Annotated in this window: 23 protein-coding genes; 8 read left to right on the forward strand and 15 right to left on the reverse strand. The window is 68.2% G+C overall.

Annotated features, from left to right (window positions below; translation table 11 throughout):
* Positions 1 to 63 precede the first annotated feature (63 nt).
* The 6 genes from H7A85_RS15355 to H7A85_RS15380 all read right to left on the reverse strand — a co-directional run bounded on the left by H7A85_RS15355 (position 64) and on the right by H7A85_RS15380 (position 5,784).
* The gene (locus tag H7A85_RS15355) at positions 64 to 876 is read right to left on the reverse strand and encodes a DUF1684 domain-containing protein (RefSeq protein WP_182086838.1); all 813 of its coding nucleotides are present in this window, start codon (positions 874 to 876) and stop codon (positions 64 to 66) included.
* A complete protein-coding gene (locus tag H7A85_RS15360; protein WP_182086839.1) occupies positions 873 to 1,634 on the reverse strand; it encodes an ABC transporter ATP-binding protein in 762 nt (253 codons plus the stop codon). The genes H7A85_RS15355 and H7A85_RS15360 overlap by 4 nt, the downstream gene beginning before the upstream one ends.
* Entirely contained in the window at positions 1,631 to 2,440 is an 810-nt protein-coding gene (locus tag H7A85_RS15365) for an ABC transporter ATP-binding protein (RefSeq protein ID WP_182086840.1), read from the reverse strand. The genes H7A85_RS15360 and H7A85_RS15365 overlap by 4 nt, the downstream gene beginning before the upstream one ends.
* Entirely contained in the window at positions 2,437 to 3,279 is an 843-nt protein-coding gene (locus H7A85_RS15370; protein WP_182086841.1) for an ABC transporter permease, read from the reverse strand. Before H7A85_RS15370 ends, H7A85_RS15365 begins: the two co-directional genes overlap by 4 nt.
* Positions 3,276 to 4,217, reverse strand: a complete 942-nt coding sequence (locus H7A85_RS15375) for an ABC transporter permease (RefSeq protein WP_244631235.1) — start codon at positions 4,215 to 4,217, stop codon at positions 3,276 to 3,278. The genes H7A85_RS15370 and H7A85_RS15375 overlap by 4 nt, the downstream gene beginning before the upstream one ends.
* Positions 4,218 to 4,302: 85 nt before the next feature.
* Entirely contained in the window at positions 4,303 to 5,784 is a 1,482-nt protein-coding gene (locus H7A85_RS15380; RefSeq protein ID WP_182086842.1) for an ABC transporter substrate-binding protein, read from the reverse strand.
* A gap of 224 nt (positions 5,785 to 6,008) precedes the next feature.
* Between H7A85_RS15380 and H7A85_RS15385 the strand changes: the two genes are divergently transcribed.
* From H7A85_RS15385 to H7A85_RS15410, 6 genes are all read left to right on the forward strand, one after another.
* On the forward strand, positions 6,009 to 6,842 hold the full coding sequence (locus H7A85_RS15385; protein WP_182086843.1) for a MetQ/NlpA family lipoprotein: 834 nt from the start codon (positions 6,009 to 6,011) through the stop codon (positions 6,840 to 6,842).
* A gap of 85 nt (positions 6,843 to 6,927) precedes the next feature.
* Positions 6,928 to 7,995, forward strand: a complete 1,068-nt coding sequence (locus H7A85_RS15390) for an ATP-binding cassette domain-containing protein (RefSeq protein ID WP_182086844.1) — start codon at positions 6,928 to 6,930, stop codon at positions 7,993 to 7,995.
* Positions 7,988 to 8,650, forward strand: coding sequence for a methionine ABC transporter permease (locus tag H7A85_RS15395; RefSeq protein WP_182086845.1), 663 nt, complete (start codon positions 7,988 to 7,990; stop codon positions 8,648 to 8,650). Before H7A85_RS15390 ends, H7A85_RS15395 begins: the two co-directional genes overlap by 8 nt.
* 258 nt (positions 8,651 to 8,908) lie before the next feature.
* Positions 8,909 to 9,877 carry a taurine ABC transporter substrate-binding protein gene (tauA, locus tag H7A85_RS15400; RefSeq protein WP_244631236.1) on the forward strand — a complete coding sequence of 323 codons (969 nt, stop codon included), beginning with the start codon at positions 8,909 to 8,911 and terminating at the stop codon, positions 9,875 to 9,877.
* A gap of 72 nt (positions 9,878 to 9,949) precedes the next feature.
* On the forward strand, positions 9,950 to 10,738 hold the full coding sequence (locus H7A85_RS15405; RefSeq protein WP_182086847.1) for an ABC transporter ATP-binding protein: 789 nt from the start codon (positions 9,950 to 9,952) through the stop codon (positions 10,736 to 10,738).
* Positions 10,735 to 11,592: an ABC transporter permease subunit gene (locus H7A85_RS15410; protein ID WP_182086848.1), complete on the forward strand. Its 858-nt coding sequence runs from the start codon at positions 10,735 to 10,737 to the stop codon at positions 11,590 to 11,592. Before H7A85_RS15405 ends, H7A85_RS15410 begins: the two co-directional genes overlap by 4 nt.
* A gap of 75 nt (positions 11,593 to 11,667) precedes the next feature.
* On the opposite strand, the gene H7A85_RS15415 is transcribed toward H7A85_RS15410, so the two are convergent.
* From H7A85_RS15415 to H7A85_RS15440, 6 genes are all read right to left on the reverse strand, one after another.
* Complete coding sequence (locus H7A85_RS15415; protein WP_182086849.1) at positions 11,668 to 12,417, reverse strand: ABC transporter ATP-binding protein; 750 nt, start codon at positions 12,415 to 12,417, stop codon at positions 11,668 to 11,670.
* A gap of 4 nt (positions 12,418 to 12,421) precedes the next feature.
* Positions 12,422 to 13,261, reverse strand: coding sequence for an ABC transporter permease (locus tag H7A85_RS15420; protein WP_182086850.1), 840 nt, complete (start codon positions 13,259 to 13,261; stop codon positions 12,422 to 12,424).
* Between the two features lie 11 nt (positions 13,262 to 13,272).
* The gene (locus tag H7A85_RS15425; RefSeq protein ID WP_182086851.1) at positions 13,273 to 14,241 is read right to left on the reverse strand and encodes an aliphatic sulfonate ABC transporter substrate-binding protein; all 969 of its coding nucleotides are present in this window, start codon (positions 14,239 to 14,241) and stop codon (positions 13,273 to 13,275) included.
* Between the two features lie 271 nt (positions 14,242 to 14,512).
* Positions 14,513 to 15,166: a thioredoxin domain-containing protein gene (locus H7A85_RS15430; RefSeq protein ID WP_182086852.1), complete on the reverse strand. Its 654-nt coding sequence runs from the start codon at positions 15,164 to 15,166 to the stop codon at positions 14,513 to 14,515.
* The gene (locus tag H7A85_RS15435; RefSeq protein ID WP_182086853.1) at positions 15,163 to 15,633 is read right to left on the reverse strand and encodes a disulfide bond formation protein B; all 471 of its coding nucleotides are present in this window, start codon (positions 15,631 to 15,633) and stop codon (positions 15,163 to 15,165) included. The genes H7A85_RS15430 and H7A85_RS15435 overlap by 4 nt, the downstream gene beginning before the upstream one ends.
* Positions 15,634 to 16,050: 417 nt before the next feature.
* Entirely contained in the window at positions 16,051 to 18,267 is a 2,217-nt protein-coding gene (locus H7A85_RS15440; RefSeq protein WP_182086854.1) for a heavy metal translocating P-type ATPase, read from the reverse strand.
* A gap of 67 nt (positions 18,268 to 18,334) precedes the next feature.
* Between H7A85_RS15440 and H7A85_RS15445 the strand changes: the two genes are divergently transcribed.
* On the forward strand, positions 18,335 to 18,757 hold the full coding sequence (locus H7A85_RS15445) for a helix-turn-helix domain-containing protein (protein WP_182086855.1): 423 nt from the start codon (positions 18,335 to 18,337) through the stop codon (positions 18,755 to 18,757).
* Positions 18,758 to 19,050: 293 nt separating this feature from the next.
* Positions 19,051 to 19,416, forward strand: a complete 366-nt coding sequence (locus H7A85_RS15450; RefSeq protein ID WP_182086856.1) for a winged helix-turn-helix transcriptional regulator — start codon at positions 19,051 to 19,053, stop codon at positions 19,414 to 19,416.
* 35 nt (positions 19,417 to 19,451) lie between these two features.
* On the opposite strand, the gene H7A85_RS15455 is transcribed toward H7A85_RS15450, so the two are convergent.
* The 3 genes from H7A85_RS15455 to H7A85_RS15465 are packed head-to-tail and all read right to left on the reverse strand — an operon-like array spanning position 19,452 to position 23,872.
* Positions 19,452 to 19,847, reverse strand: coding sequence for a response regulator (locus tag H7A85_RS15455; protein WP_210270264.1), 396 nt, complete (start codon positions 19,845 to 19,847; stop codon positions 19,452 to 19,454).
* Positions 19,840 to 23,331 carry a chemotaxis protein CheB gene (locus H7A85_RS15460; RefSeq protein WP_244631224.1) on the reverse strand — a complete coding sequence of 1,164 codons (3,492 nt, stop codon included), beginning with the start codon at positions 23,329 to 23,331 and terminating at the stop codon, positions 19,840 to 19,842. The genes H7A85_RS15455 and H7A85_RS15460 overlap by 8 nt, the downstream gene beginning before the upstream one ends.
* Positions 23,324 to 23,872 carry a PAS domain-containing protein gene (locus H7A85_RS15465; RefSeq protein WP_182086857.1) on the reverse strand — a complete coding sequence of 183 codons (549 nt, stop codon included), beginning with the start codon at positions 23,870 to 23,872 and terminating at the stop codon, positions 23,324 to 23,326. Before H7A85_RS15465 ends, H7A85_RS15460 begins: the two co-directional genes overlap by 8 nt.
* Positions 23,873 to 23,981 lie beyond the last annotated feature (109 nt).

The following is a 23,981-nucleotide window of genomic DNA, read 5'->3' on the forward strand; positions in this document are numbered from 1 at the left end:
ATACCGGATTCCGGTCGGCCCATGCACTGGCGAGTCCTCTGTTGAAGCTTCATCGAGGTTCATTCATCGCGTCGTCGGATGCGAGGGCGGCGCGAGTTCGCCGGCTTCGATGCGGATCGGCAGGACGTTTTCAGGCGGGGGCAGGGGGCAGACCGCGAAGTCGGTGAAGGCGCAAGGCGGGTTCACGGCGCGGTTGAAGTCGAGGACGATCGTCGTGTCCGTCACCCCCTCGCCGAACAGGAAGCGTGCGGCCGGATAGGTTTCGCCGCCCTTCGCCGTCGCGTCGCGGAAGACGAACTGCGGGCGCTCCGGCGTGCCGTGCGTCGCTAGAAGCTCGAAGCGTTGTCCGTCCCGCTCGAACACGGCGCGATGTGTCGCCTCGACGGCGGTGCGGATGCTGCGGCTGGTGTCGATTTCCATCGCGTGGGGGGCGTCGAGGCGCTCCCAGCGCGCGGTGATCCGCCAGGAGGGATCGAACGGGAAGGTCGAAAGCTTCGGCAGGTGATCCGGCTCGATCGGGGTCGTGTCGCGCACCCGCAGGGCGTTCTCGCCGTTCAACGTCGTGACCTCGAGGAGGAGGTGACTGCTCGTGAAGCGGGGCGGGGCGTATTTCGACAGGGCGAGCCTTTGTTCGGAGCCGCCGCCCGCCGGCCGGTAGCTGACGCCCGTCTCGTCCTGCGTAAGCGTGCCGACCTCCGCCGGTCCCGTCGGCAGGACGATGTCGTTTCCGGGCGCGCTGCCGACGCGCAACGTGCCGTTCTCCAGCGGGTAGCGGCCGACGATGTTGAGCCAGCCGTCCGGAGCGGCCAGTGCCGCAAGGCGGCTTTCGCGAAAGGCCCGGAACTCGGCTTGCGCTGCGGAGATGGGGTCGCTCATCGGGATGGTCCTTCCGGGTCGAGGCGGGGAACGCTGGCGAGAAGGCGTTGCGTATAGGGGTGGGACGGGTTGGCGAGAACGGCGGCGGTCGGACCCGCTTCCACCACGCGACCGCGCTCTAGGATGACGATGCGCCGGCAAAGCGCCGCAACCGCGCCGATATCGTGCGAAACGAAGAGGATCGAAATGCGCGTGCCGAGCTCCGCCAGAAGATCGAGGATGCGGATGCGGGTGGTGAGGTCCAGTGCGCTCAGAGCCTCGTCGGCCAGGAGCAGGCGCGGACCGCAGACCACGGCGCGCGCGATGGCGATGCGCTGGCGCTGGCCGCCGGAAAACTGATGGGGATAGCGCCCGGCGATTTCCGGGTCGAGCCCGACGGCCCGCAGGGCGTTTGCCACCATGGACGGGTGGTCGCCCGCGATCCGCAGCGAGCGCAGCGGCTCGGCGACGATGGCGCCGACGCGCTGGCGCGGGTCGAGCGAGGCGTAGGGGTCCTGGAACACGGCCTGGACGCTCTGGCGGAACTGCCGCATCCGGCGGCGATCGCGGGTATCGAGCGCGGCGCCCTCGAAGCGGACGGCGCCCGTCGTCGGGCGCGCGAGGCCGAGCGCGAGGCGCAGCATCGTCGTCTTGCCGGAGCCCGACTCGCCCACGAGGCCCACCGCCTCGCCTTCGCCGATTTCGAGCGAGACGCCGTGCAGCACCGTGCGCCGCGCGTCGTAGGCATAGGTCGCGTCGTCGAGGGCGAGCAGCGTCATGCGAGGGGCCCCAATGCGGCATCGAAGCGGCGGGCGGCGGCGACGAGGCTTTGCGTGTAGGGATGGCGAGGCGCGCCGAGGACCTCGGCGGTGGGTCCCGCTTCCACGGCGATGCCGCGCTGGAGGACCACCAGCCGGTCCACGGCCTGAGCGACGACGGCGAGGTCGTGGCCGATGAACAGGAGCGCCATGCCCCGCTCGGCGACGAGGCGATCGAGAAGGGCGAGCACCTCGCCCTGTGTCGTCACGTCGAGCGCGGTCGTCGGCTCGTCGGCGATCAGGAGGTCCGGTCGGCAGGCGAGCGCCATGGCGATCGCGACGCGCTGGCGCTGGCCGCCGGACAATTCGTGCGGATAGGCGCGCGCGATCCGGCCGGGCTCGGGCAGGGCGACCTCGGCGAAAAGCTCTTCGACCGCCCGGTCGAGCGCATGCCCCCGCAGGAGCGCCCCGTCGCGGCGGCTGCGCCGGGCAAGCGGCAGGGCCACCTGACGGCCGACGCGCATCAGCGGATCGAGCGCGGTGAGGGGTTCCTGGAAGACGAGAGCGACGGCGCTCCCACGAAGGGCGTCGAGGCGCCGGTCGGGCGCGCCGACCACCTCCTCGCCGGCCAGGCGCACCGAGCCTTCGGCTCGAATGCCCGCGGGCAGGAGACCGGCGATGGCCAGCGCGGTGAGCGACTTACCCGATCCGGATTCGCCGATCAGGCCGACGCGCTCGCGCGGGCCGACGCCGAGCGACAGATCCTGGACGAGCGGCGTGTCGCCGGAACGGATCGTCAGGCCGGTGATGGAGAGGAGGGGGGTCATCGCCCGGCCTGTCGCGGATCGGACCGCTCGCGAAGGCCGTCGGCCAGGAGGTTGATGCCGATCACCAGCGAAACGAGGGCAAGGCCGGGAAGAACGGCGCCGAGCGGCGCGGTGAAGACCGTGCCCTGCGCTTCCTGCAGCAGCCGGCCCCAGGATGCGTTGGGCGGCGGCGCGCCAAGGCCGAGATAGGACAGCGAAGCCTCGGCGATCACGGCGAGCCCGAACTGCAGCGCGAAGGCGACCGACAACTGGGGCCAGATGTTGGGCAGGACATGCCCGAACACGATGCCGGGCCAGGACGTGCCGCAGGTGCACGCGGCGGTGACGAAGTCGAGCACGATGACGCGCTTGGCGAGAATGCGCGTCAGCCGCGCGAAGATGGCGGAAAGGCCGAGGCCGAGCGCCAGGACGGCGGTGAACAGGCTGGCGCTTTCGCTGACCGCGACCACCAGCATGGCGATCAGGAGCGTCGGAAAGGCGATCATGATATCGAGCGCGGCAGCCAGCGCGTCGTCGAGCCAGCGCGAGGCGAAGGCGGCGAGAATGCCGAGCGTGACGCCGACGAGGGCCCCGACCGCGACCGCTCCGGTGCCGACCAGGAGCGCGATGCGGCTGCCGATCATCATCTGCGTCAGGAGATCGCGGCCGAGCCGATCGGTGCCGGCGAGGTGAAGAAGGCTCGGGCCCTCCAGTCGGCGCCCCGCGAGCTCGGTCGGGTCATAGGGCGTCCAGACCAGCGTGAGGAGCGCGACGGCGAGATGGAGCGCGACGAGGACGAGGCCGACCCGCAACGTCCAGGAGCGGGGTGGCTTCGAGGCCGAGGCGGCGAGCGCGCTCATGCGCCCGATCTCTCCCGCAGGCGCGGGTCGAGAAGGCGCTGAAGGAGATCGGCGGCAAAACCGACGAGAAGCACCAGAAGGGTCGAAACGAAGAGAACGCCCTGGACGCTCGGATAATCGCGCTGCTGGATGGCGAGCAGCAGCATGGAGCCGAGACCGGGCAGGCTGAAGACGCGCTCCACCACGACGGCGCCGAGAAAGGTGCTCGCGATCTCGATGCCGAGGATGGAGACGACGGGAATGGCGCCGTTGCGAAACCCGTGCCGCAGGAGCGCCTCGCGCCGCCCGGCCCCCATCGCGCGCGCCGTGCGCAGGTAGTCGGAGCCGATGACCCCTTGCGTCGCCGCGCGTACGTAGCGCAGCAGCGAGGCTCCCATCACGAGACCGACCGTCAGCGCCGGGAGGATCATCGCCTCCATCGCACCGGACGGATCGCCCCATCCTCGCCGCGGGAAGCTGCCCGAAGGCAGCCAACGCAGGTTCACCGCGAACAGCGTGACCAGGAGGATGCCGACCCAGAATGCGGGGACGGCGACACCGAGCTGCGAGACGACCGAAATGGCAGCGCCAGAAGGGCGGTCCGCCCGCAGTGCCGCAAGGATGCCCAATGGCACGGCAAGAAGGAGTGCGAGGAGGAAGCCGGCCAGCGTCAGCGGCAGCGTCACGGACAAGCGGGCTGCGATCTCGCCCGATACGCCCGCGCGGCTGACGAAGGACGTGCCGAGGTCGAGACGCGAGAGATCCGCAAGGTAGCGCGCGAACTGCGCGGCGATAGGCTGGTCCGAGCCGACCTCGGCGCGCGCCGCTGCCAACTGCTCGGGGGTCGCGCCGACGCCCACGAGGGCATTGGCCGGATCGCCGGGCAGAAGACGCAGGAGCACGAAGAGAATCAGCGCCGCCGCCAGCAGAGAAACGAGGAGGATCAGCGTGCGTCGGATGGCGTAGGCGAGAATGGGTCGGCCCCTGAAATGCGATGCCGCCGGCAGTTCGGGCCGACGGCGTTTCGGTCGACTGGGCTCGCGGTCAGTCCGCCTTGGTGATTCCTGCGGCGTAGAATTGCGAGTTGAGACCGTTCACCGGATAGCCCGTCACGTTCGCGTTGGCCACCACGATCTGGGGATAGAGGTAGAGCCAGTTGCTCGCCGCGTCCTCGGCGATCAGCCGATTGGCCTGACGAAGCTTGTCCGTCTGCCCCGCCTCCGTCGCCTCCTTCTCCGCGTCGGCGATGAGCTTGACGACCTGAGGGTTGTCGTAGCCCCAGTAGAAGTCCGGATTGCCGTAGAAGACGATGTCGCGGTGGTTGACGTGCTCCTGCAGCGTCGCCTGGAAATCGTGGCTCTGGTAGATCTTGGTGTACCACTCGTTGGCGGTGATGACGTTGATCGTCACCTTGACGCCGATCTTGGCGTACTCGCTCTGCAGGAACTCCGCGACGATCGGATGGGGATCGTAGTCGGGGGTGTCGAGAGTGAACTCGAACCCGTCGGCGAGACCCGCCTCGGCCAGAAGCGCCTTGGCGCTCGCCGGATCGTAGGCGTCGACACCCGTCAGATCCTCGTACCAGGGGTCGGTCGGCGGCACGAAGGAGCCGATGAGCGTGCCGTAGTCGCCCCAGATCGAATTCAGGAGGCGCTTCTTGTCGACGGCGCGCGCCAGGGCCTTGCGCACTCGGACGTCGTTGAACGGGGCGACGCGGTCGTTGTAGGCCAGGAGTTCCTTGGTGGTGGAAGCGCCTTCCGAGACGGTGAAGCCCGGATTGCCCTGGAACTGCGAAAGCGCGTCCGGGCTCTGGACCGAGGTGACGATATCGACCGCGTCCGTCAGGAGCGCGTTGCCGAGCGCGGTCGCGTCCGTGAAGTACTGGAACACGACTTCGCCGTTCCCAGCCTTATCGCCCCAGTATCCGTCGAAGCGCTGGAGCGAAAGGGCCGAGCCACGGCGCCAGTCGGCCAGCGTATAGGGGCCGGTGCCGTCTTCCTTGGCGGTGATGTCGCCGGCCGCGTCGTTGACGATCCAGACATAGGACAGGTTGTAGGGCAGCGAGATCGAGCGTGCCGACAGCTTCACCACCACAGTGCGATCGTCGGGCGTCTCGATCCCCGCGATCGTGGCCAGGCTCTTCTTGCGTGAACTCTTGGACGTCTCGGCCGTCACCCGCTCGATCGAGGCCTTGACGTCGGCCGCCGTCAGCGCTTTGCCCGAATGGAAGCGGACGCCCTCGCGAAGGGTGAACGTGTGGGTGAGGCCGTTCTCGCTGACCGTGTGCGTCTGCGCGAGCGCCGGCTCGACCGTTCCGGCATCGGTCAGCTTGAAGAGCGCTTCGTAGACGTTGCCGTTGAAGGCCTCGTTGATGCCCTGGCCGGCGCCAGCCGTGTTGTCGAGGTTCTGCGGCTCGTAGAGCGAGCCGATGCGGATCACGGCGTCCGGATCGGCCGTCTGTGCGAGGGCGGACGTGGACCCGGCTCCGACGAGGAGAAGAGCGAGAAGGATGGAAGAGCGGGCCATGGGAAGCGTCCGGTTCGAAGCGGGACCTGCAGCTTAAAGCGGCTCCCCGCGATTCGAAACGCATGCGCCGCTCCGAGGAGGGCGGGGAGGTGGACGTTTTTTCTCAAACCGTTCGCCAAGACGCATCACCGTTTCTGTATATCGTTGTTGTAGACAGATTAAGTCGGAGCGTCGGCGGGCGTTGTTTGCCGATGGCCCCCTTCTCTCGTTTCGGAAAGCCGACGATGCGTCTTCGCTCTCTTGCCCCCGCCAGCCTGTCCCGCCGCGTGCTTCTGTCCGCGATGCTTTCGGCCGCTTCGCTTCTTGCCCTGTCCGGCGGGGCCGCGCATGCCGAAGCGAAGTCGATCAAGGTCGGCATCATGAGCGGCGAGGACGAGGACGTCTGGCGCGTGGTCGCGACCGAGGCCGCCAAGCACGACCTCCAGATCGAGACCGTGGTGTTCAACGACTACACCCAGCCGAACGAGGCTCTGCAGAACGGCGAGGTGGATGCCAACGCCTTCCAGCATCAGCCCTATCTCGACAATCAGATCAAGACGCACGGCTACAAGATCGAGAAGGTCGGCTACACCGGCGTCTGGCCGATCGGTCTTTATTCGCGCAAGGCCGACAGCGTGGCCGACCTGAAGGAAGGCTCCGTGGTCGGCGTTCCCAACGACCCGTCCAACGAGGGCCGCGCTTTGAAGCTCCTGGAGCGCGAGGGGCTGATCAAGCTGAAGGACGGCACCGGCATCCTGGCGACGCTCGCCGACGTCGAGGAGAACCCGCGCAATCTCGAGATCAAGGAACTGGATTCGGGCGTCGTCGGCCGGTCCATTGAGGATCTCGACGCAGCCGTGGTCAACACCGACTGGGCGCTGAAGTCGGGCCTCGACGCCGAGAAGGACCGGATCGCGCAGGAGGCGGTGGAGGGCAATCCCTACAGCAACTTCATCGCCGTGCGCACCGAATCGAAGGACGAGCCCTGGGTGCAGAATCTTGTCGCGTCCTACCAGAACCCGACCGTGAAGGCCGAGTTCGACAAGGTCTACAAGGGCACCGGCCTTTCGGCCTATTGATCCCGTCGCAACTTCATCGAACGTCACCCATCGGGCGGCGCGGGCAACCGCGCCGCCCTTTCCCCTTGAGGTTTCACCAGCGTTCATGACCCAGCACGTTTCCCTCAACGAAGCGGCTTCGGCGCCGCCGGGCGTCCCGGATATCGTGCGGCTCGACGGCGTCGTGCGACGCTTCGGCCGGACGGCCGCGCTGGACGGCATCTCGCTCCGGGTGCGCCAAGGCGAGATCCTCGGCATCATCGGGCGTTCGGGGGCGGGAAAGTCCACGCTGATCCGCTGCCTCAACGGGCTGGAGCGGCCCGATGCGGGACGCGTCGAGATCGAGGGGCGGGACATCACCCACTTGAGCGAAGGCGAGTTCCAGCCGCTTCGCCGGCGCGTCGGCATGATCTTCCAGCACTTCAACCTCCTGTCGGCGAAGACCGTCCGGGACAACGTCGCGCTGCCGCTCAAGATCGCGGGGGAGGGCCGGCAGGCCCGGAACGCGCGCGTCGACGAGCTTCTGGACCTCGTCGGCCTCACCGAGAAGGCGGCCTCGTTTCCCGCTCAGCTTTCGGGCGGGCAGAAGCAGCGCGTCGGCATCGCGCGGGCGCTGGCGGCCCAGCCCGCGCTGCTCCTGTCCGACGAGGCGACCTCCGCGCTGGACCCCGAAACCACCCGCTCCATCCTGGCGCTCTTGCGCGACATCAACCGCCGCCTCGGCCTTTCGATCGTCCTCATCACCCACGAAATGGAGGTGGTGCGCGCGATCGCCGACCGGGTGGCGGTGATCGAAGCGGGGCGCATCGTCGAGGAAGGGCCGGTGTGGCGCATCTTCGCGCGGCCCGAACAGGCCCTGACCCGCACGCTTCTCGGCCCCGTGCGCCCGCAACTGCCCGAAGCCCTGGCGCAGGCGCTTGGTCCGGTTCCGGGGCGTTTCGTCGTCGTCAGGGCGGATGTCGTCGGCGGGGAGGCTTCGCGCCTTCTTCCTGAAATGCAGGCCGCGCTCGGCCGGCCCGTCGAGTTCATCCATGGCGGCCTCGAGGCGATCCAGGGCCACACGGTCGGGACGCTGTTCCTGCGCGTCGCCGTGTCGGGCGAGCCGGAGGTTGCGATCGTCCGATCGATCCTGGAAGGGAAGGGCGCTCGCGTGGAGGTTCTGGGCTATGTCTGACGTGATGCTTCGCCTGCTCGTTCGCTCCATCTGGGAAACGATCCTGATGACGATGGCGTCGGGCGTGATCTCGCTGGTGGTCGGGCTGCCGCTCGGGCTCGTGCTGGTGGCGACCGCCAAGGGCGGCTTTGCCGAGAACCGCTGGGTCAATTCCATTTTGGGCGCGGTGATCAACGGCTTCCGCTCCGTGCCGTTCATCATCCTTCTCGTGGCGCTGATCCCGGTGACGCGCTTCATCGTCGGCACCTCGCTCGGCACCTGGGCGGCGATCGTTCCGCTCGCCATCGCCGCGACGCCCTATTACGCGCGCATCGCCGAAGTTTCCTTGCGCGAGGTCGAGCCCGGCCTTATCGAGGCGATCCGGGCGATGGGCGGCAATCGCTGGCACATCGTGCGTGAGGTGCTGGTTCCCGAGGCGCTGCCGGGCATCGTCGCCGGCTTCACGGTCACGCTCGTGACGCTCGTCGGCGCTTCGGCCATGGCGGGGGCGATCGGGGCGGGGGGGCTCGGCGATCTCGCCATCCGCTACGGCTACCAACGCTTCGAGACTGGGGTGATGATCGCGGTGGTCGCCGTTCTGATCGTTCTCGTCTGCGCCCTGCAATGGGTCGGGGACCGCATTACCGCCCGGCTCGATCATCGCGGAGCCCGCTGACGACGGCACCCAGCAGGCCGCATCGCGTAGAGTTCTTTCGAGTTCCCGCAGCTTCGTTCAACGGACGAAACGTTCCCAAATCAGTATATCTTGTGGATGGATTTATCTCGTTCCCGTCTTCCTAGTCGCCGATACTGTCTTCATCGGCAGAGCGAGCCAGGAAAGCCGGCTTTCGCCGTCCGAGTTCGATGAACGACGCAAGGGGGCCTGGGAAGCATGAAACGGACGAAAACTTGGATCGCCGCCTTGGCGGGAGCGATGGCGCTGACCTTCGGAACGGGCGCCGAGGCTGCCGACAAGAAGGTGACGGTCGCCTACCAGACGGACGCGTTGCCGTCGTCGGTCGCCATCGCCAGCGGCGAGTTCCAGCGCGCCACGGGATACGAGATCGATTTCCGCAAGTTCAATTCCGGCGCCGACATCTTCGCCGCCATCGCGTCGGGCGACGTGCAGGTCGGCTATGTCGGGTCGAGCCCGTTCGCGGCGGCGACCTCGCGCGGGCTCGACGTGAAGGCGTTCCAGCTCGCCTCGATCTCGGGCACGGACGAAGCGCTCGTGGTGCGCAACGGATCGGGCATCGAGGGGCTGGGCGACCTGAAGGGCAAGAAGCTCGCGGCCGCTCCCGTGTCCACCGATCATTATCAGTTGCTGGCCCTCATCAAGGCGCAGGGTCTCAGCGAAAAGGATGTTCAGGTCTTCGCCATTCCCCAGCCCGAGATCGTCGCCGCCTATAACCGCGGCGATCTCGACGGCGGCTTCGTCTGGGATCCCGCTTTGACCGAGCTGAAAAAGGGCGGCAAGGTCCTCGTCACCTCGCGCGAGGTCGCGGAAAAGGGCGCCCCGACCTTCTCGGCCTGGGTCGCGGCGGGCGAGTTCGCCAAGGAGAACCCCGAATTCCTGAAGAGCTTCGCGGGCGTCGTCGACAAGATCTATGCATCGTTCCGGCAGGACCCGGCCGCCTGGGGGCCGGACAGCGAGAACGCCAAGACGCTGGCCCAATTCCTCGGCGGCACGGCCGAGCAGCAGGCGGCGGCCTTGAAGAACCTGACGCTGCTGACGCCCGAAGAGCAGGCTTCCGCCCAGTGGCTCGGCGGCGGCGCGGATTCGGGTGCGGCCAAGATCCTGAAGGACACGGCGACCTTCCTGAAGGAGCAGGGCAAGGTATCGCGTGTTCTCGCCTCCTACGCCGACTTCGTCACCCCGACCGCGCTGGCCCTGACGAACTGAGAGCGAACCGGACAGGCCGCCTCCTTTGACGCGGCCTGTTCTAACATTTCGACCCCAAGGGAGAACGGTTCCATGCTCAAGGTCGATCGCGTCAGCATCCATTTTGCGGGACGCGACGGGCGCGCCGTCCATGCCCTGGACCGCGTGTCGCTCGACATTCCCGATCGCGGTTTCGTGGTGGCGCTGGGCGCGTCGGGCTGCGGCAAGTCCACGCTTCTGAATGCGATCGCCGGGTTCCTGCCGGTGTCGAGCGGCACCATCACGCTGAACGAGCGGCCGATCGCGGGGCCGGGTGCCGACCGTGGCGTCGTCTTCCAGAAGGACACGCTCCTGCCCTGGAAGAGCGTGGCGGACAACGTCGCGCTCGGGTTGAAGTTCGCGGGCCTCGGGCGCGCCGAGCGCCGCGAGCGGGCGGACGAACTCCTCGGCCTCGTCGGCCTTCAGGACTTCGGGAAGGCTTACCCGTACGAACTGTCCGGGGGCATGCGCCAGCGCGCCGGCATTGCGCGAGCGCTCGCCACCGATCCGGAAATCCTCCTGATGGACGAACCCTTCGGCGCCCTGGATTCGATGACGCGCGAAACGATGCAGGAGCTTCTCGTCAGCGTCTGGCACCGAACCGGCAAGCGCATCTTCCTGATCACGCATTCGATCGACGAGGCGCTCCTGCTCGGGCGCGAGGTCGTCGTGATGTCGCCGAGGCCCGGGCGCATCGTCGCGCGCATTCCGCTCCGCTTCGTCGAGGAATTCGCCGCCGAAGGCACCGCCCACACCGCCAAGGCGCGTCCCGAATTCGCCGCGCTCGGCGAGGAGTTGCGCGCCATCATCCACCGCTCCGACCTTCAAGGCCTCGCCGCATGAGCGACATCGCCCGCGTTCGCGTTCCCGTACCGCAGGCCGAGACGGCCGAAGCGCCCCGCCTCGTTCGCATGCACGGCTTCGGCACCGAGGGCCGTTCGACGCGCGCCATCAGCATCGGCACGGCCGCCGCGATCCTCTCGGCATGGTGGCTGATTTCCCGTCTCGGACTGGTTTCGCCTCTTTTCCTGCCGAGCCCGGACGAGGTCTGGTCGCAGATCCTCCTGATCGCGCACGACGGCTATGCCGGCGCCTCGCTTTGGGAGCACGTGTCCGCCAGCCTGACGCGCATCGTGTCCGCCGCGGTGATCGCGACGTCCATCGGGGTGCCGCTCGGTCTTCTGATGGGGCTCAACCGTTGGGCCAAGGGCGTGTTCGACGTGCCGATCGAGTTCTACTGGCCTCTGCCCCCGCTGGCCTACCTGCCCTTGATGATCATCTGGCTCGGCATCGGGGAAACTTCGAAGATCGCGCTTCTGGTGCTCGCCATGTTCGCCCCGATCTGCCTCTCGGCGCAGGCCGGCGTGCGGTCTCTGCCGATCGAACGCGTGAACGGCGCGCTGACGCTCGGCGCCACCCGGCGCCAGCTCTTCCTCGACGTCGTCCTGCCTTCGGCGCTTCCCGAAATCCTCACCGGCATCCGTATCGCGCTCGGGGTGGGATGGAGCACGTTGGTCGCCGCCGAGCTGATCGCCTCCACGCGCGGCATCGGCTTCATGATCATGTCGGCGGCGCAGTTCCTGGCGACCGATGTGGTGTTCGTGGGCATCGGCATCATCGCGGCGCTCGCCTTCGGCTTCACCCTTCTGATGCGCCTGGCCGAGCGGCGTCTGGTTCCCTGGCGGGGCAAGAGCTGAAGCCCGCGATCCAACCGTTGCGGGGGATTCCCTGCCGCAAGGTGAACGAACCCGACCGCGACGGGATGGATGCCTTCAGGAGGCAAGCCGGTCCGGCGCGACCGTGGTCGTGATGATGCCGGCGATCTCTTCGCGCAAGGTCTCGAAAGCGGAGTCGCTACGGCGGCGAGGACGTTCGAGATCGACATCGAAATGCGCGGCGATCTGGCCCGGCCCCGGCTTCATGACGAGAATCCGATCGGCAAGGATCAAGGCCTCGTCGAGGTCGTGCGTCACGAGAACCAGCGTGAGACCGCTGCCGCGCCAAAGGTCGAGGAGATGCTCGTGGAGGCTGGAGCGGGTGAAGCTGTCGAGCGCCGAGAAAGGCTCGTCGAGAAGAAGCACCGAGGGCTCTGCAACCAGCGCGCGGGCGATGGCGACGCGCTGGGCCTGCCCACCGGACAATTCCTTCGGCCATCGCGCGCCCACCCCGTCCAGCCGGAGGCGGGCGAGCGCTGCGGCCGCGCGCTCGCGGCGCACCGCGCGCGGCAGGTTCGACAGGCCGAACTCGACATTGCCGGAATTGGTCAGCCAGGGCATCAGCCGCGGCTCCTGGAACACGATGCCGACGGCGGGGTGGGGCTGGCGAATCGGCTGCCCGTCGAACAGGACCTCGCCCCCGTCGGGCCGGTCGAGGCCGCCGAGAAGTCGCAGCATGGTCGACTTCCCGCAGCCCGAGCCTCCGACGACGGCGGTGATGCTTCCGGGGGCGAACTCCGCCGAGACGTTTCGGAGCGCCGTCGTGCCGTTGCGATAGGTCCGGGTGAGATTGGCGGCGATCAGCATGGGGTCATATCCCGTCCTGGTGGCGGTCCTGCCAGCGCAGGAACGGTTCGGAGGCCGCGGCCAGGCATGCATCGCTGACCTTGCCGAGCGCGGCGAAGACGAGGATCGCGGCGACGATCTGGTCGGCCTTGCCGAGCTGCTGGCCGTCGACGAGCAGATATCCCAGGCCCTCCGAGGCGCCCATGAACTCCGCCGCCACGACGAACATCCAGCCAAGGCCAAGACCCGTGCGCAGCGCCGTCACCGTCTGAGGCAGGATGGCGGGGAGGAGGACGCGGCGCACGAGCGCTGGCCGCGACAGGCGGAAGGCCCGCCCGACCTCGACGATGCGCCGGTCCACCGAAAGAACGGCGCTGGCAACGCCGAGATAGACGGGAAAGAACACCCCGGCCGCGATCAGGACGATTTTGGAAGTTTCGAAGATGCCGAACCAAAGGATGAAGAGCGGCACCCAGGCGATGGATGGAATGGCGCGCAGCGCCTGGATCGTCGGGTCGAGGAGGCGACGCGCCAGGGGCACCGCGCCGGTGAGCGCACCAGCGAGGATGCCGACGGCGGCACCGGCCGCAAAGCCCCAGGCGACGCGCACGGATGTGGCGACGACATGGTCGTACAGCTCGCCGCTGGCGGCAAGGGTACAGAGCGTGCCAGCGATGCGGGAGGGGGGCGGCATCAAACGGCCGTTCGACCAGCCGGATCGAACCGCCAGCTCCCAGACCAGCGCCAGACCAACGGGTAGGATCCAGCCGAGCGGCACGGTGATCCGAGCGCCGCCACCGGCCGCCGACCTTCGGGCTTCGCCGGCGGTTCCGGACGGCGCGGTCGTTGGAGCCGTCGAGCTCATGTCGCCTGCGCTCATGGGGTCGGGGAGACGAAACTTTCGTCGATCAGCTCGTTCGTGACGGCGGCGACATCGACCTCGGCGCCGACGAGTCCGGCCTTTTGGAGGGCGAGCCCGGCCTCGGCGATCGCCTCCCGCTCGGCGGGCTGGATGGCCGTGGTGGTGAGGCGCGTGCGCTCGAGCTGACGCTCGATCACTTCTGGCGGCAGCTTCGTTGCGGCCACGAGCGCCTCCTTCAGCGCCTCCGGCCGGGCAAGGGCGTCCTGACGAGCCGTTTCGTAGGCGCCGAGCACGCGGCGCACGATATCGGGATGCTCGGCCGCGAAGCTCTCGGGGACGCTGATGACGCCGCCGCTGTTGTATTCGGGCTTGCGGAAGAGGAGAACCGCCTTGTTCTCGAGCTCGGCCGAGGCCATCAGCGGGTCGAGTCCGGCCCAGGCGTCGACGTCGCCGCGCAGCAGCGCCTGCTTGCCGTCGGCATGTTGGAGCAGGACAAGGGTCACGTCCTTGTCGGAAAGTCCGGCATCGGCGAGCGCGCGCTCGAGGAAGATGTGGGGGTCCGTGCCGCGCGTGACCGCGATGCGCTTGCCCTTCAGGTCCTCGACCTTGGTGATGGGGCTGCCCTCCGGCACGACGAGCGCTGTCCATTCAGCCAGCGAGTAGACGCCGACCGAGCGGATGGGGTTGCCGTTGATGCGCGCTACGAGTGCCGCCCCTCCGGCCGAAGCGCCGAAGTCGATGGAGCCCGCGTTCAGGAACTCCAGCGCCTTGTTGGAGCCTGCCGATTGCACCCAGTTGACGGTGATGCCGTCCTTTTCGAACTCCTTTTCGAGAAGGCCTTCGTTCTTCAGGAGGATCGAAACCGGGTTGTAGGTCGCCCAGTCCACGGTGATCTGCGACAGCTCCGCAGCGCTTGCAGAGCCTGAAAGGAGGGCGATGACACCGGCAACGAGCCCTGAAAGACGGAAGGCGGTTCGATTCATGAGGAAGGGCTCCTGGGGCTTTGGGTCATCGCCCCATCGAAACGGTTCCTCGACGCGGCGCTGCCCAGCCTAAGGCAGGCGGGGTGCCCTTCGACAGAAATGTATATCTATTTGCTGGACATTTGAGAGAATAAGGCACGTCGGATCCGCGGACCTCTGGCATTCGGACGCGCTGGGCGCCCCGCACCCCCCGCCTGCGGTTCCATCGCGTTCGCACCGGATCGTATCGATGAGTTCGTCGAACCGCGTGCCGTATTTCGCGCTCTTGGGCTCAGCTATCCCTGGCCGATCCCTCGATCTGCGCGACGATGGCTTCGTAGAGCGGTTGCGGTCCGAACTGCGCCGGCTCCTTTCCGTTGACGAAGAATGTCGGCGTCTTCGCGATACCGATGGCCTTGAGGTCCGCGACGTCGCGTTCGAGGACGGCCGTCACCTCCGGCAGCGCCGCATCCTGCCGGGCTTGGGCCAGGTCGATCCCGCCCGTCCCTGCGATCTCCCAGGCCTTCGCGATGTCGGGCGCGCCATGGATCGCCCATTCCGGCTGCCGCTCGAACAGCCGATCCAGGACCGCCTCGAACCGGCCCTGTCGCCGTGCGGCCTCCAGGATGCGGACCGCTTCGTCCGAGCCCGCATGGAGCGGCGTGTAGCGCAGCACCAGCCGAAGGTCGTCGGGATGTCGCGACAGCATTTGCCCGAGGATCGGGTGAAAGGCCCGGCAGGCCTCGCAGGACGGATCGAAGAACTCGACCAGCGTCACCGGCGCCGCGGCGGGCCCGATCACGGGCGAGTGGGGACGCACGAGCCGGTCGCCTTCCGCCGAAAGCGCGACGGCTTCCGGGCGGCGGCTTCGATACCACGCCGCTCCGCCGCCGAAGGCTAGAAGGGCGGCGGCGGCGGTGGAGGCGACGAAGGTCCGGCGGTTCATCGGCGTCTCCTGTCGAAGGGGAGGGCAAGAAGAAGAAGGATCGCGGCGAAGGCCGCGAGGGATAGGGGCGGCAGCGGCAGGACGCCGAGGATCGTCATGTCGGCGCTCGCGCAGGACGGCCCCGCGCCGCAGGGTTCGATCGCCTCGGGCACGATCCCGGCGAGGACGAGGGTGTGGAATGCGGCAAGGGCGAGACCTACGGCCGCCAGCGGCAGCGCATAAAACCGCACGCCCCAATCGCCGGGGAAAGCCGCGATGCCGAGCAGGACGGCCAGCGGGAACATCGCGATCCGCTGGTACCAGCAAAGGACGCAAGGCGTCCGCCCCATGACCTCGCCGACGAACAGCGCTCCGAGCGTCGCCGCAAGTGCAACGATCCATGCCGCCTGGAGCGGGACCAGATGACCGGTCGGCGCGTCATGGACGCCGGCCTGCCGTCTTGCCCGATCAACCGATTGTGCCGACATCGGCAGCCTCCATTCCGCTTCGCGCGATCGCTTCGCTTGTCCTACCGCTTCGCCTCCGGAATGCCGCGCCGGTCCCCAGCCGTTCGGCGGGACGCGCCACCACATCCCTTTGCATCCTCATCTCCCGCGTATTCGGTTCTGTGAGGCGGACGCAGTTCGCGAGGGAACCGCCACGGGCAGGTCCGTCGCCGCGGCGAGCACGCCCGGAAATGCAGGGTTGCAGGAGGGGAGGTGGAAATTCGGCGTGGCCTTGGCATCGGTTGCCCGTTTCAAGCCGACCGGCATCAGGCTCCATACGGCAATCCCAACCGGACGCCCGGCAAAACGAGCGGAGGGCGTTCTTGCCCCAGTGCTGCGGGACGCGGGCCGACGCGCTTTTCGCAGCGTTCACCTCCGGGGTGTTCCCGGCGGCGGCGCTCAACGCGGCCTCCAGCCGAGGAGCCGCATCGCGTTGGCGGTGACGAGGACGGTGGCGCCCGTGTCGGCGAGGATCGCCGGCCAAAGGCCCGTGATGCCGAGGACGGTGGTCACCAGGAACACGCCCTTCAGGCCGAGCGCGATCGCGATGTTCGCCCGGATGTTGCTCATGGTCGCCCGGGACAGGGCGATCATGTCGGGCACGTCCCGGACGCGGCCATGAAGAATTGCGGCGTCGGCCGTTTCCAGCGCCACATCGGTGCCGCCGCCCATGGCGATGCCGATGTCGGCGGCCGCCAGCGCCGGCGCGTCGTTGATGCCGTCGCCGACCTTGGCGACGACGAGCCCTTCCGCCTGGAGTTCGCGCACGATGCGCTGCTTGTCCTGCGGCAGGAGCTCGGCCCGCGCTTCGATACCGAGGCCGCCAGCGACCGCCTCGGCCGTCGTGCGGTTGTCGCCCGTCAGCATGACCGTGCGGATGCCGCCGGCCTTCATCGCGGCCAGCGCTTCGCGGGCGTCCGGGCGTGCCTCGTCGCGCATGGCGATGGTGCCCGCGATCCCGCCCCTCGCGATGACGACCGATACGGTCTTGCCTTCGGCATTCAACGCCGCGATCGCGGTCCTCTGCGTCTCGCCGAGAGACACCCGCCGATCGGCGGCCTGCGGCGAGCCCAGAAACACGGGTTCGCCGCCGACCTTGCCTTCAACGCCCTCGCCGGGAACGGCGTTCGCGTCGAAGGCGGGCGGTACCGGAGCGTTGTCGATCTTGGCCTTTTCCAGGATCGCCAGCGCCAGCGGATGGCTCGACCCTTTTTCCAGGGCGGCCGCAAGCGACAGGACGTCCCGCGCCGAGCGCCCGACGGGAACGACATCGGTGACGACGGGTTTGCCGGCCGTCAGCGTCCCCGTTTTGTCGAAGGCGACGGCGGTGATCTTGCCGAGCGTCTCCAGCACCACGCCGCCCTTGATCAGCAGGCCGCGCCGGGCGCCGGCCGAGAGGCCCGCCGCAATGGCGGCCGGCGTCGAGATGACGAGCGCGCAGGGGCAGCCGATCAGAAGGATGGCAAGACCCTTGTAGATCCATTCGCTCCAGTCCCCGCCGAAGGCCAAAGGCGGGACGACGGCGACAAGGAAGCCGACCGCAAGCACGGCCGGGGTATAGACCTTCGAGAAGCGGTCGATGAAACGCTCGGTCGGCGACTTTCCTTCCTGCGCCTCCTCGACGAGGCGGACGACGCGCGCGATCGTGTTGTCGGCCGCCGCGGCCGTGACGCGCACCCTGAGGACCGAACCCGCATTGACCGTGCCGGCGAAGACGGCGTCGCCGACGGTCTTGCGCTTCGGGACGCTTTCGCCGGTGACCGGCGCCTCGTCGACCTCGCCCGATCCCTCCACGACCGATCCGTCGGCCGGAATGCGGTCTCCGGGGCGCACGAGAATGATCGCACCGACGGCGAGGCTTTCGGCCGGAACCTCGGCCGTCTCGCCATCCTTTTCCACAAGCGCCGTCTTCGGCACGAGGGCGGACAGGCCCTGGATACTCGCCCGGGCACGGCTCGCCGCCAGCCCCTCCAGCATCTCGCCGACGAGGAACAGGAGAACGACGGTGGCGGCCTCCTCCTCGGCCCCGATCAGGACGGCGCCGATCGCGGCGATCGTCATCAGCGTCTCGATCGAGAACGGGCTGCCGAACCGGGCCGCCGTGATCGCCCGCCAGGCGACGGGGACGAGGCCGACCGCGAGCGCGGCAAGGAAGGCCGGTCGCTCCATCGCGGGCGCGAAGTGTCCGAGAGCGTAGGCCGCAAGCAGCGCCGCGCCGCAGGCGGCCGTGAGCTTCGCCTTCTTCGTCCGCCACCAGGGCAGGCCGGCCTCCGCCGGATCGTCGTGCGTGTGGCTTCCGCCGTCGTGTTCGCGAGCCTCGCCCTCAGCGTGGTCGTGGTGGCGGTGATCGTCGTGATCGTGATGTCCGGCTGCGCCGGTACGGGAGATCGGGCCGCTCGCCGCTTCGGCCCCGTAGCCGAGGTTGCGGACCTGCCGCGTCACGGCGCCTGCGTCGAAGTCTTCCCCGTGACGAACCCGCATCGTGCCGGCGGATACGGATACGGCGACGTCCTCCACCCCCGGAAGCCGCCGGACGGCGGTGTCGACCTTGCTCGCGCAGGCCGCGCAATCCATGCCCGTAATCCGGAAACGGCTTTCGCCCGTCGTGGCGCTCATGGCGCTCTCCTTGCATCGTTCCGGGACGAGGCGTACTTCCTCTAGCGGCTAGAGGAGCAAGGGAAAAATGACGGGCGGTGTGTCCATCGGCGAGGCTTCGCGCGCGAGCGGCATCAAGGTGCCGACCATCCGCTACTACGAGGGGATCGGCCTCTTGGCCGCACCGCGCCGCACGGAAGGCAACCGCCGGCTCTACGACGAGAGCGACCTGCGCCGGCTTCGCTTCATCCGGCACGCCCGGGAGCTCGGCTTCGAGATCGAGCCGATCCGCGAGCTTCTGGCGCTGGCCGGCGAGCCGGACCGCCCTTGCGCCAGCGCCGACCGCATCGCGGCGGCACACCTCGCCGACATCGACCACAAGATCGCCCGGCTGACGGCGCTCAGGGTCGAGGTTGCCCGCATGGCGGACTGCGCGAACCACTCCGTCGCCGACTGCCGGGTCATCGAGGTGCTAGGCGACCATGGTCAATGCGTGTTCGATCACCACTGACCCGCCGGCCGACGCTCAAGGCAGCCCGGTTCCGTCCGTCGGCACCATGTCCCATCGTCAGAACGGCATGGCGCCGATGACGAGTGGAGCCGGGTAGGCCAGGCGGGCGGGACCGGCACTCGCGGCGTGGCAAGCGGCCAGGGAAAGGCCGCTCAGAAGAAGTATCGTCGCGCGGATCATGAAACGTCGTCCATCGAGGAGGTCGAGCGCCGCAATGGCGCTTTCGATGGCTCCGATGTCCGATGCGCGATACGATCTCTCAAGTAGGCAGAAAAATCGGACTTGGTTTGAAAATGGATACGATCGGCAGTTCCGGGGGCGGGGACGTCTGCATTCCCTCCGCGCAGGAGGTCGCGGAGTTCCGGCGGGTGGTCCATACGGTCGTCGGCAAGTGGAAGATCGATATTCTGTTCGTTCTCATGGCCGGACCCAGGCGGTTCGGCGAGCTGCGCCGCGCTCTGCCCGGTATCACCCAGAACATGCTGACCTCGCAGCTCCGAGCGCTCGAGGCCGATGGGCTCATCAGCCGCACGGCCTATCCCACGATCCCGCCCCGTGTGGACTACGAACTGACCGAAGCCGCCTGTTCCCTGACGCCGATCTCCGCCGAGCTCGTGGCCTGGTCGCGCCGGAGAAAGGGCATGCCGGTAATCTCCTGAAGTGCCGCCGCGCCCTTTAGAGCTCGCGAGCCGCCTCAGGTCGCCTCGCCGCTCGTGGGCGGTGTCGCACCGCCGGCGTCGTTGCGGATGGCGTCTTCGATCGCGCTCTGGAGAGCGGAAGGGGAAGACGGCTTCGAGCAGATCAGCGCCAACGGGTAGCGACGGCGCAGGTGCGCGTCGTCGGCATGGCCGGAATGGAAGATGATGGGAACGGCGGCGGCGTCCAGCGCGTCCGCGAGCGGGAACACGTCGCCATCCTTAAGCCGGACGTCGAGGATCGCGCAGGTCGGCTTCTGCGAGCACAGGGCGTCGCTGGCTTCGCGAACGGTCGGGTAGGGACCATCCATCAGGTGGCCCATGCCTTCCACGATGTCCTGTATATCGAGCGCGACGAAGAACTCGTCCTCGACCACCATCACCACGTTACTCACGGACCAGAACCTCGTTCGGCAATGTCATGCGGATCGAAAAGCCTCCCGCCTCCGCGGACCGCTCGACATCCGCCCCGAGCTGGCGCGCGGAGGTTTCGACGAGGAGCGTGCCGAAGCCTGGCGTACCGCTCGGCTCGACCGTTCGATCCGACGCTTCCTCCCAATGGAACGCCAGCCCTTCCTCGACCTTGTGCCAGGATACGCGAAGGCTGCCCCCCTCCGCGCCGAGCGCGCCGTACTTGAAGGAGTTGGTCGCCCATTCGTGCAGAAGGAGCGCCAGCGGCGACAGGTAGCGTCCGTCGACGGTGGCGGACGGTCCGTCGAACTCGATCGCGGAATGGCCGCGATAGGCGGCGAGCGTCGTGTTCAGGAGCTCGCCGAGATCGATCGCATATTGCTGGCCGGACGGGGCGGCGAGCGAATGGGCCTGGCCGAGCGCTGCGATGCGCTCGCGCATGGAGCGCGAGAACGCGCGCACGTCGACATGGGTGCGCGCGCCGGCCGTGATCATGCCGCCGATGATGGCGAAGAGGTTCTTCACCCGGTGGTTCATCTCGCGCAGCATGATCTCGCGCGTGTCGGTCGCCTCGCGCTCGGTGGTCACGTCGATCGAGACGCCGACGAGGCGGCGAGGCGTGGAATGGGCGATCAGCCGGCCGAAGCCCTTGATGTGCCGGATCTCGCCGTCCTTGGTCCGAAGGCGGAAGCTCGTCTCGAAATCCGCCTCGCCGGCGGCCGCGCGGCGCAGGTCCGCCTCGATGCGCGCCCGGTCCTCCGGGTCGATCGCGGCCGTCAGTTCCTCGATCCGGTGGAACTCGGCGTTCTCGACCTCGAAGAGGCTTCGCTCGGTCGCATCCAAGATCACCTGTCCCGTTTCGGGAAGGTACTCCCAGATGCCGATGCCTCCCGCCTTGACGGCGAGATCCAGCCGCTCGCGCTCGGCGGTCAGCGCGCGTTCCAACGACAGGGCGTCGGTGATGTCGGTGAAGACGAGCGTCACCCCGTCGACGCTGTCGGTCTGCGTCCGGTAGGGCAGGATGCGCAAGGAAAGCGTGCGCTCGGCCCCGCGCAGCGTGACCCGACGCTGCATCGGCGAGCGCCCCTGCAGCACGTCCTCCGCGTCGCCGAGATAGGCCGCGTCGTCGAGCCGGCTCGTCATGTCGGCGAGCGGGCGGCCCCGGTCGGAGGGCTGGAACGGAAAGATGCCGAGCGCCGCGCTCGTGTAGGAGCGCAAGCCGAGGTTGCGGTCGAGCACGACCACGGCGAGATCGGTGGATTCGAAGAAGTTGCGAAGGTCGGAATTGGCGATCGTGATCTGATCGACCTTGCCCTTCAACTCGTCGTTGACGGTGGACAGCTCCTCGTTGGTCGACTGAAGCTCCTCGTTCATCGACATCATTTCTTCGTTGGAGCTTTTCAGCTCCTCGTTCGCCGTTTCCAGCTCCTCCACGGCCGAGCGGAGGCGGTGTCGCGTCACGCGCAGCTCGTCCTCCAGGGTTTCCACATGGTCGTCCCCGTCGCTCATGGACACAAGGTCGGGATCGCTGACCGGCTGGAACGGGGCGGTTTCGCGGAACACGAAGAGGAACGTGCCGTCGGGCAGGGGATCGCAGACGACCTGCACCTCCTGCGCGCCGTATTCGGACTTCACCTCCACCGCGTTGACGACGAGGCGCTTGCCGTTGTCGCGCACCTGGCGGAGCAGCGGCCCGACCACGGAGCGAAGGCCCGGCTTGGCGAGCGAGGTCGCGCTGGAGCCGCCTGCGCGCGACACGGGAAAGTCGAAGAACCGGCTGAGCGGCCCGTGGGCGGCGACGATGCTGCCGTCCTGGTCGAGCACGAGCGTGGCGGGCGCATAGCGATCGACGATGCGGCGCAGGAGGGCCGTCTCGTCGCTTTCCGCCGCGCCCGAGCGCCGCGCGCTCCCCTCGCTCGGGCGGCCCGAGCGCCGCGTGTTGCCGCCGGGCAGATCGATCGGATAATGGGGCGCGCCCGGCGAGCGCTCGAACAGGCGCGCCTGATGGTCGATCGGCGGAAACAGGTAGTCGAACCGGCTGACGCTTTCCGACGGGCCGAGGAACAGGTAGCCGCCCGGCCGCACGGCATAGTGCATCAAGGGAACGGTGGACTGCTGGAGCCGGTCGTCGAAATAGATCAGGAGGTTGCGGCAGGACAGGAGGTCGATCCGCGAGAACGGCGGATCCTTGACGAGGCTATGCGGCGAGAAGCGGATCAGGTCGCGGATCTTGGGCGCGATCGTGAAGCGCTCGGCATGGGGGATGACGTAGCGCTCGCGAAGATCGGCGGGAATGTCGGCGAGCGCGGCGGCGGGGTAGGTTCCTTCGCGCGCGATCTGGAGCATGCGCTCGTCGATGTCGGTGGCGAAGATCTGGACGGCCAGCGGCACGTCGTATTCGCGCGCGACCTCCGCGAAGATCATCGCGATCGTATAGGCTTCCTCTCCGCTGGAGCAGCCGGGTACCCAGACGCGCAGGTCGTCTTCGCCCGTATGGCCGCGCATGAGGGGTTCGATCGCCTTTTCGCGCAGGACCTGGAAATTCTCCGCGTCGCGGAAAAAGCGCGTGACGTTGATCAGGAGATCGCGGAACAGGGCTTCGCATTCCGCCGCGTCGGCGCGCAGGCGCGCGACATAGGAGCGGGCGGATTCCAGGCCCAGAACATGCATCCGCCGCTCGACGCGCCGCACCAGGGTGGAGCGCTTGTAGCCGGAAAAGTCGTGCCCGACGGCCGTGCGCAGGACACGGCACAGATCGTCCACGTGATCGGCGACGAATTCGGCCTCGCCCCCCGACCCGTCCGTTTCGCGGCGGCGGAAGAAGGACGACAGGCATTCCAGAATGTCGCCCGGCGCCTTGACGAAGTCGACGAGGCCGGTGCCCACGGCCGACAGCGGCATTCCGTCGTATTTGGCGGTAACGGGATCCTGCGCGACGCACAGGCCACCATGCTCCTTGACCGCGCGAAGGCCGGTCGTGCCATCGGCCCCCGTGCCCGACAGGATCACGCAGGCCGCGCGTGCCTGCTGGTCGCCCGCCAGCGACAGGAAGAAGTCGTCGATCGGGCGGCGCATGCCGCGCGGCTGCGAGAACTCGGTCAGCTCCAGGACGCCGTCCGAGACGATCAGCCCGTGCCCGGGCGGGATGATGTAGACGGTCTCGGCCTCCAGCCGCTCGCCGCCCTCGCACTGGATGACGCTGAGCGGTGTGTGCCGGTCGAGAAGCTGCGCCAGCATGCTCTCGTGATAGGGGTCGAGATGCTGCACCACGACGAAGGCCATGCCGGTCGGCACGCGGGCGGCCGCCAGCATCTCGCGCAGCGCCTCCAGCCCGCCGGCCGAGGCGCCGACGCCGATCACGGGCAGGAACGGCAGCGGGGCGACGGCGGGCACGGTGCTCGGCGCCTGTTCCACGCCGTCCCCGGCGCCGGCGCGCGGCTCGCCCATGTCTCGGGTCGGCTCAGCCATCGAGTTCGGCAAGCCTCAGCTTGGCCTGCGCCACGGTCGCGGCGGTGTTGGCGATGGTCATGAGCGAGCCCTCGATGATGATGCCGGTGTCGGCGAGCTTGGGCTTGAGGTCGAATAGGGCACGCGCGAGTTCGGCGTCGTAGGTGGCCAGAAGCTCGGGCTGCGACCGGCTGACATCGAACTGCGAGGCGAAGATGAACTCGCAGGCCCCCGACTGTCCGCGCAGCTTCGACATGTAGAGAAGGTTGACGAAGGGGCGCCCGTCCTTGCGGAAGTTCACGATGGGCGTGCGCACGCTTTGCTGCGCGTCGGAGGCGAGGAAGGCGTGGATCTTGTCGCGCGCGTCCTTGTTCTCGGCGTCGCGCTGGAGGAGGCGGCAGTTCTGGCCGACGACGTCGCCCGCCGTGTAGCCGGTCAGTTCCTGGAAGGCGTGGTTGACGCGCAGCAGCGGATTGTCGTGGCTCGAGGACGCCAGTGCGATGGCCACGCTCGCCCGCTCGAAATAGGTGTCCAGTTGCTGGGGAACGGAATGCGACGACAAGACGGCGACCTTTCGGAGCGGTGACGCTGGAGGGAGCGCCCTACCATAGAAAATGGACGAGATCCGAGACCGGCTCCACTAGCCGATTCGGACCGGCAGGCTGCGAAGC

This window comes from Aureimonas sp. ME7 (genome assembly GCF_903970965.1).
In the GTDB taxonomy this organism is placed as follows: Bacteria; Pseudomonadota; Alphaproteobacteria; order Rhizobiales; family Rhizobiaceae; genus Aureimonas.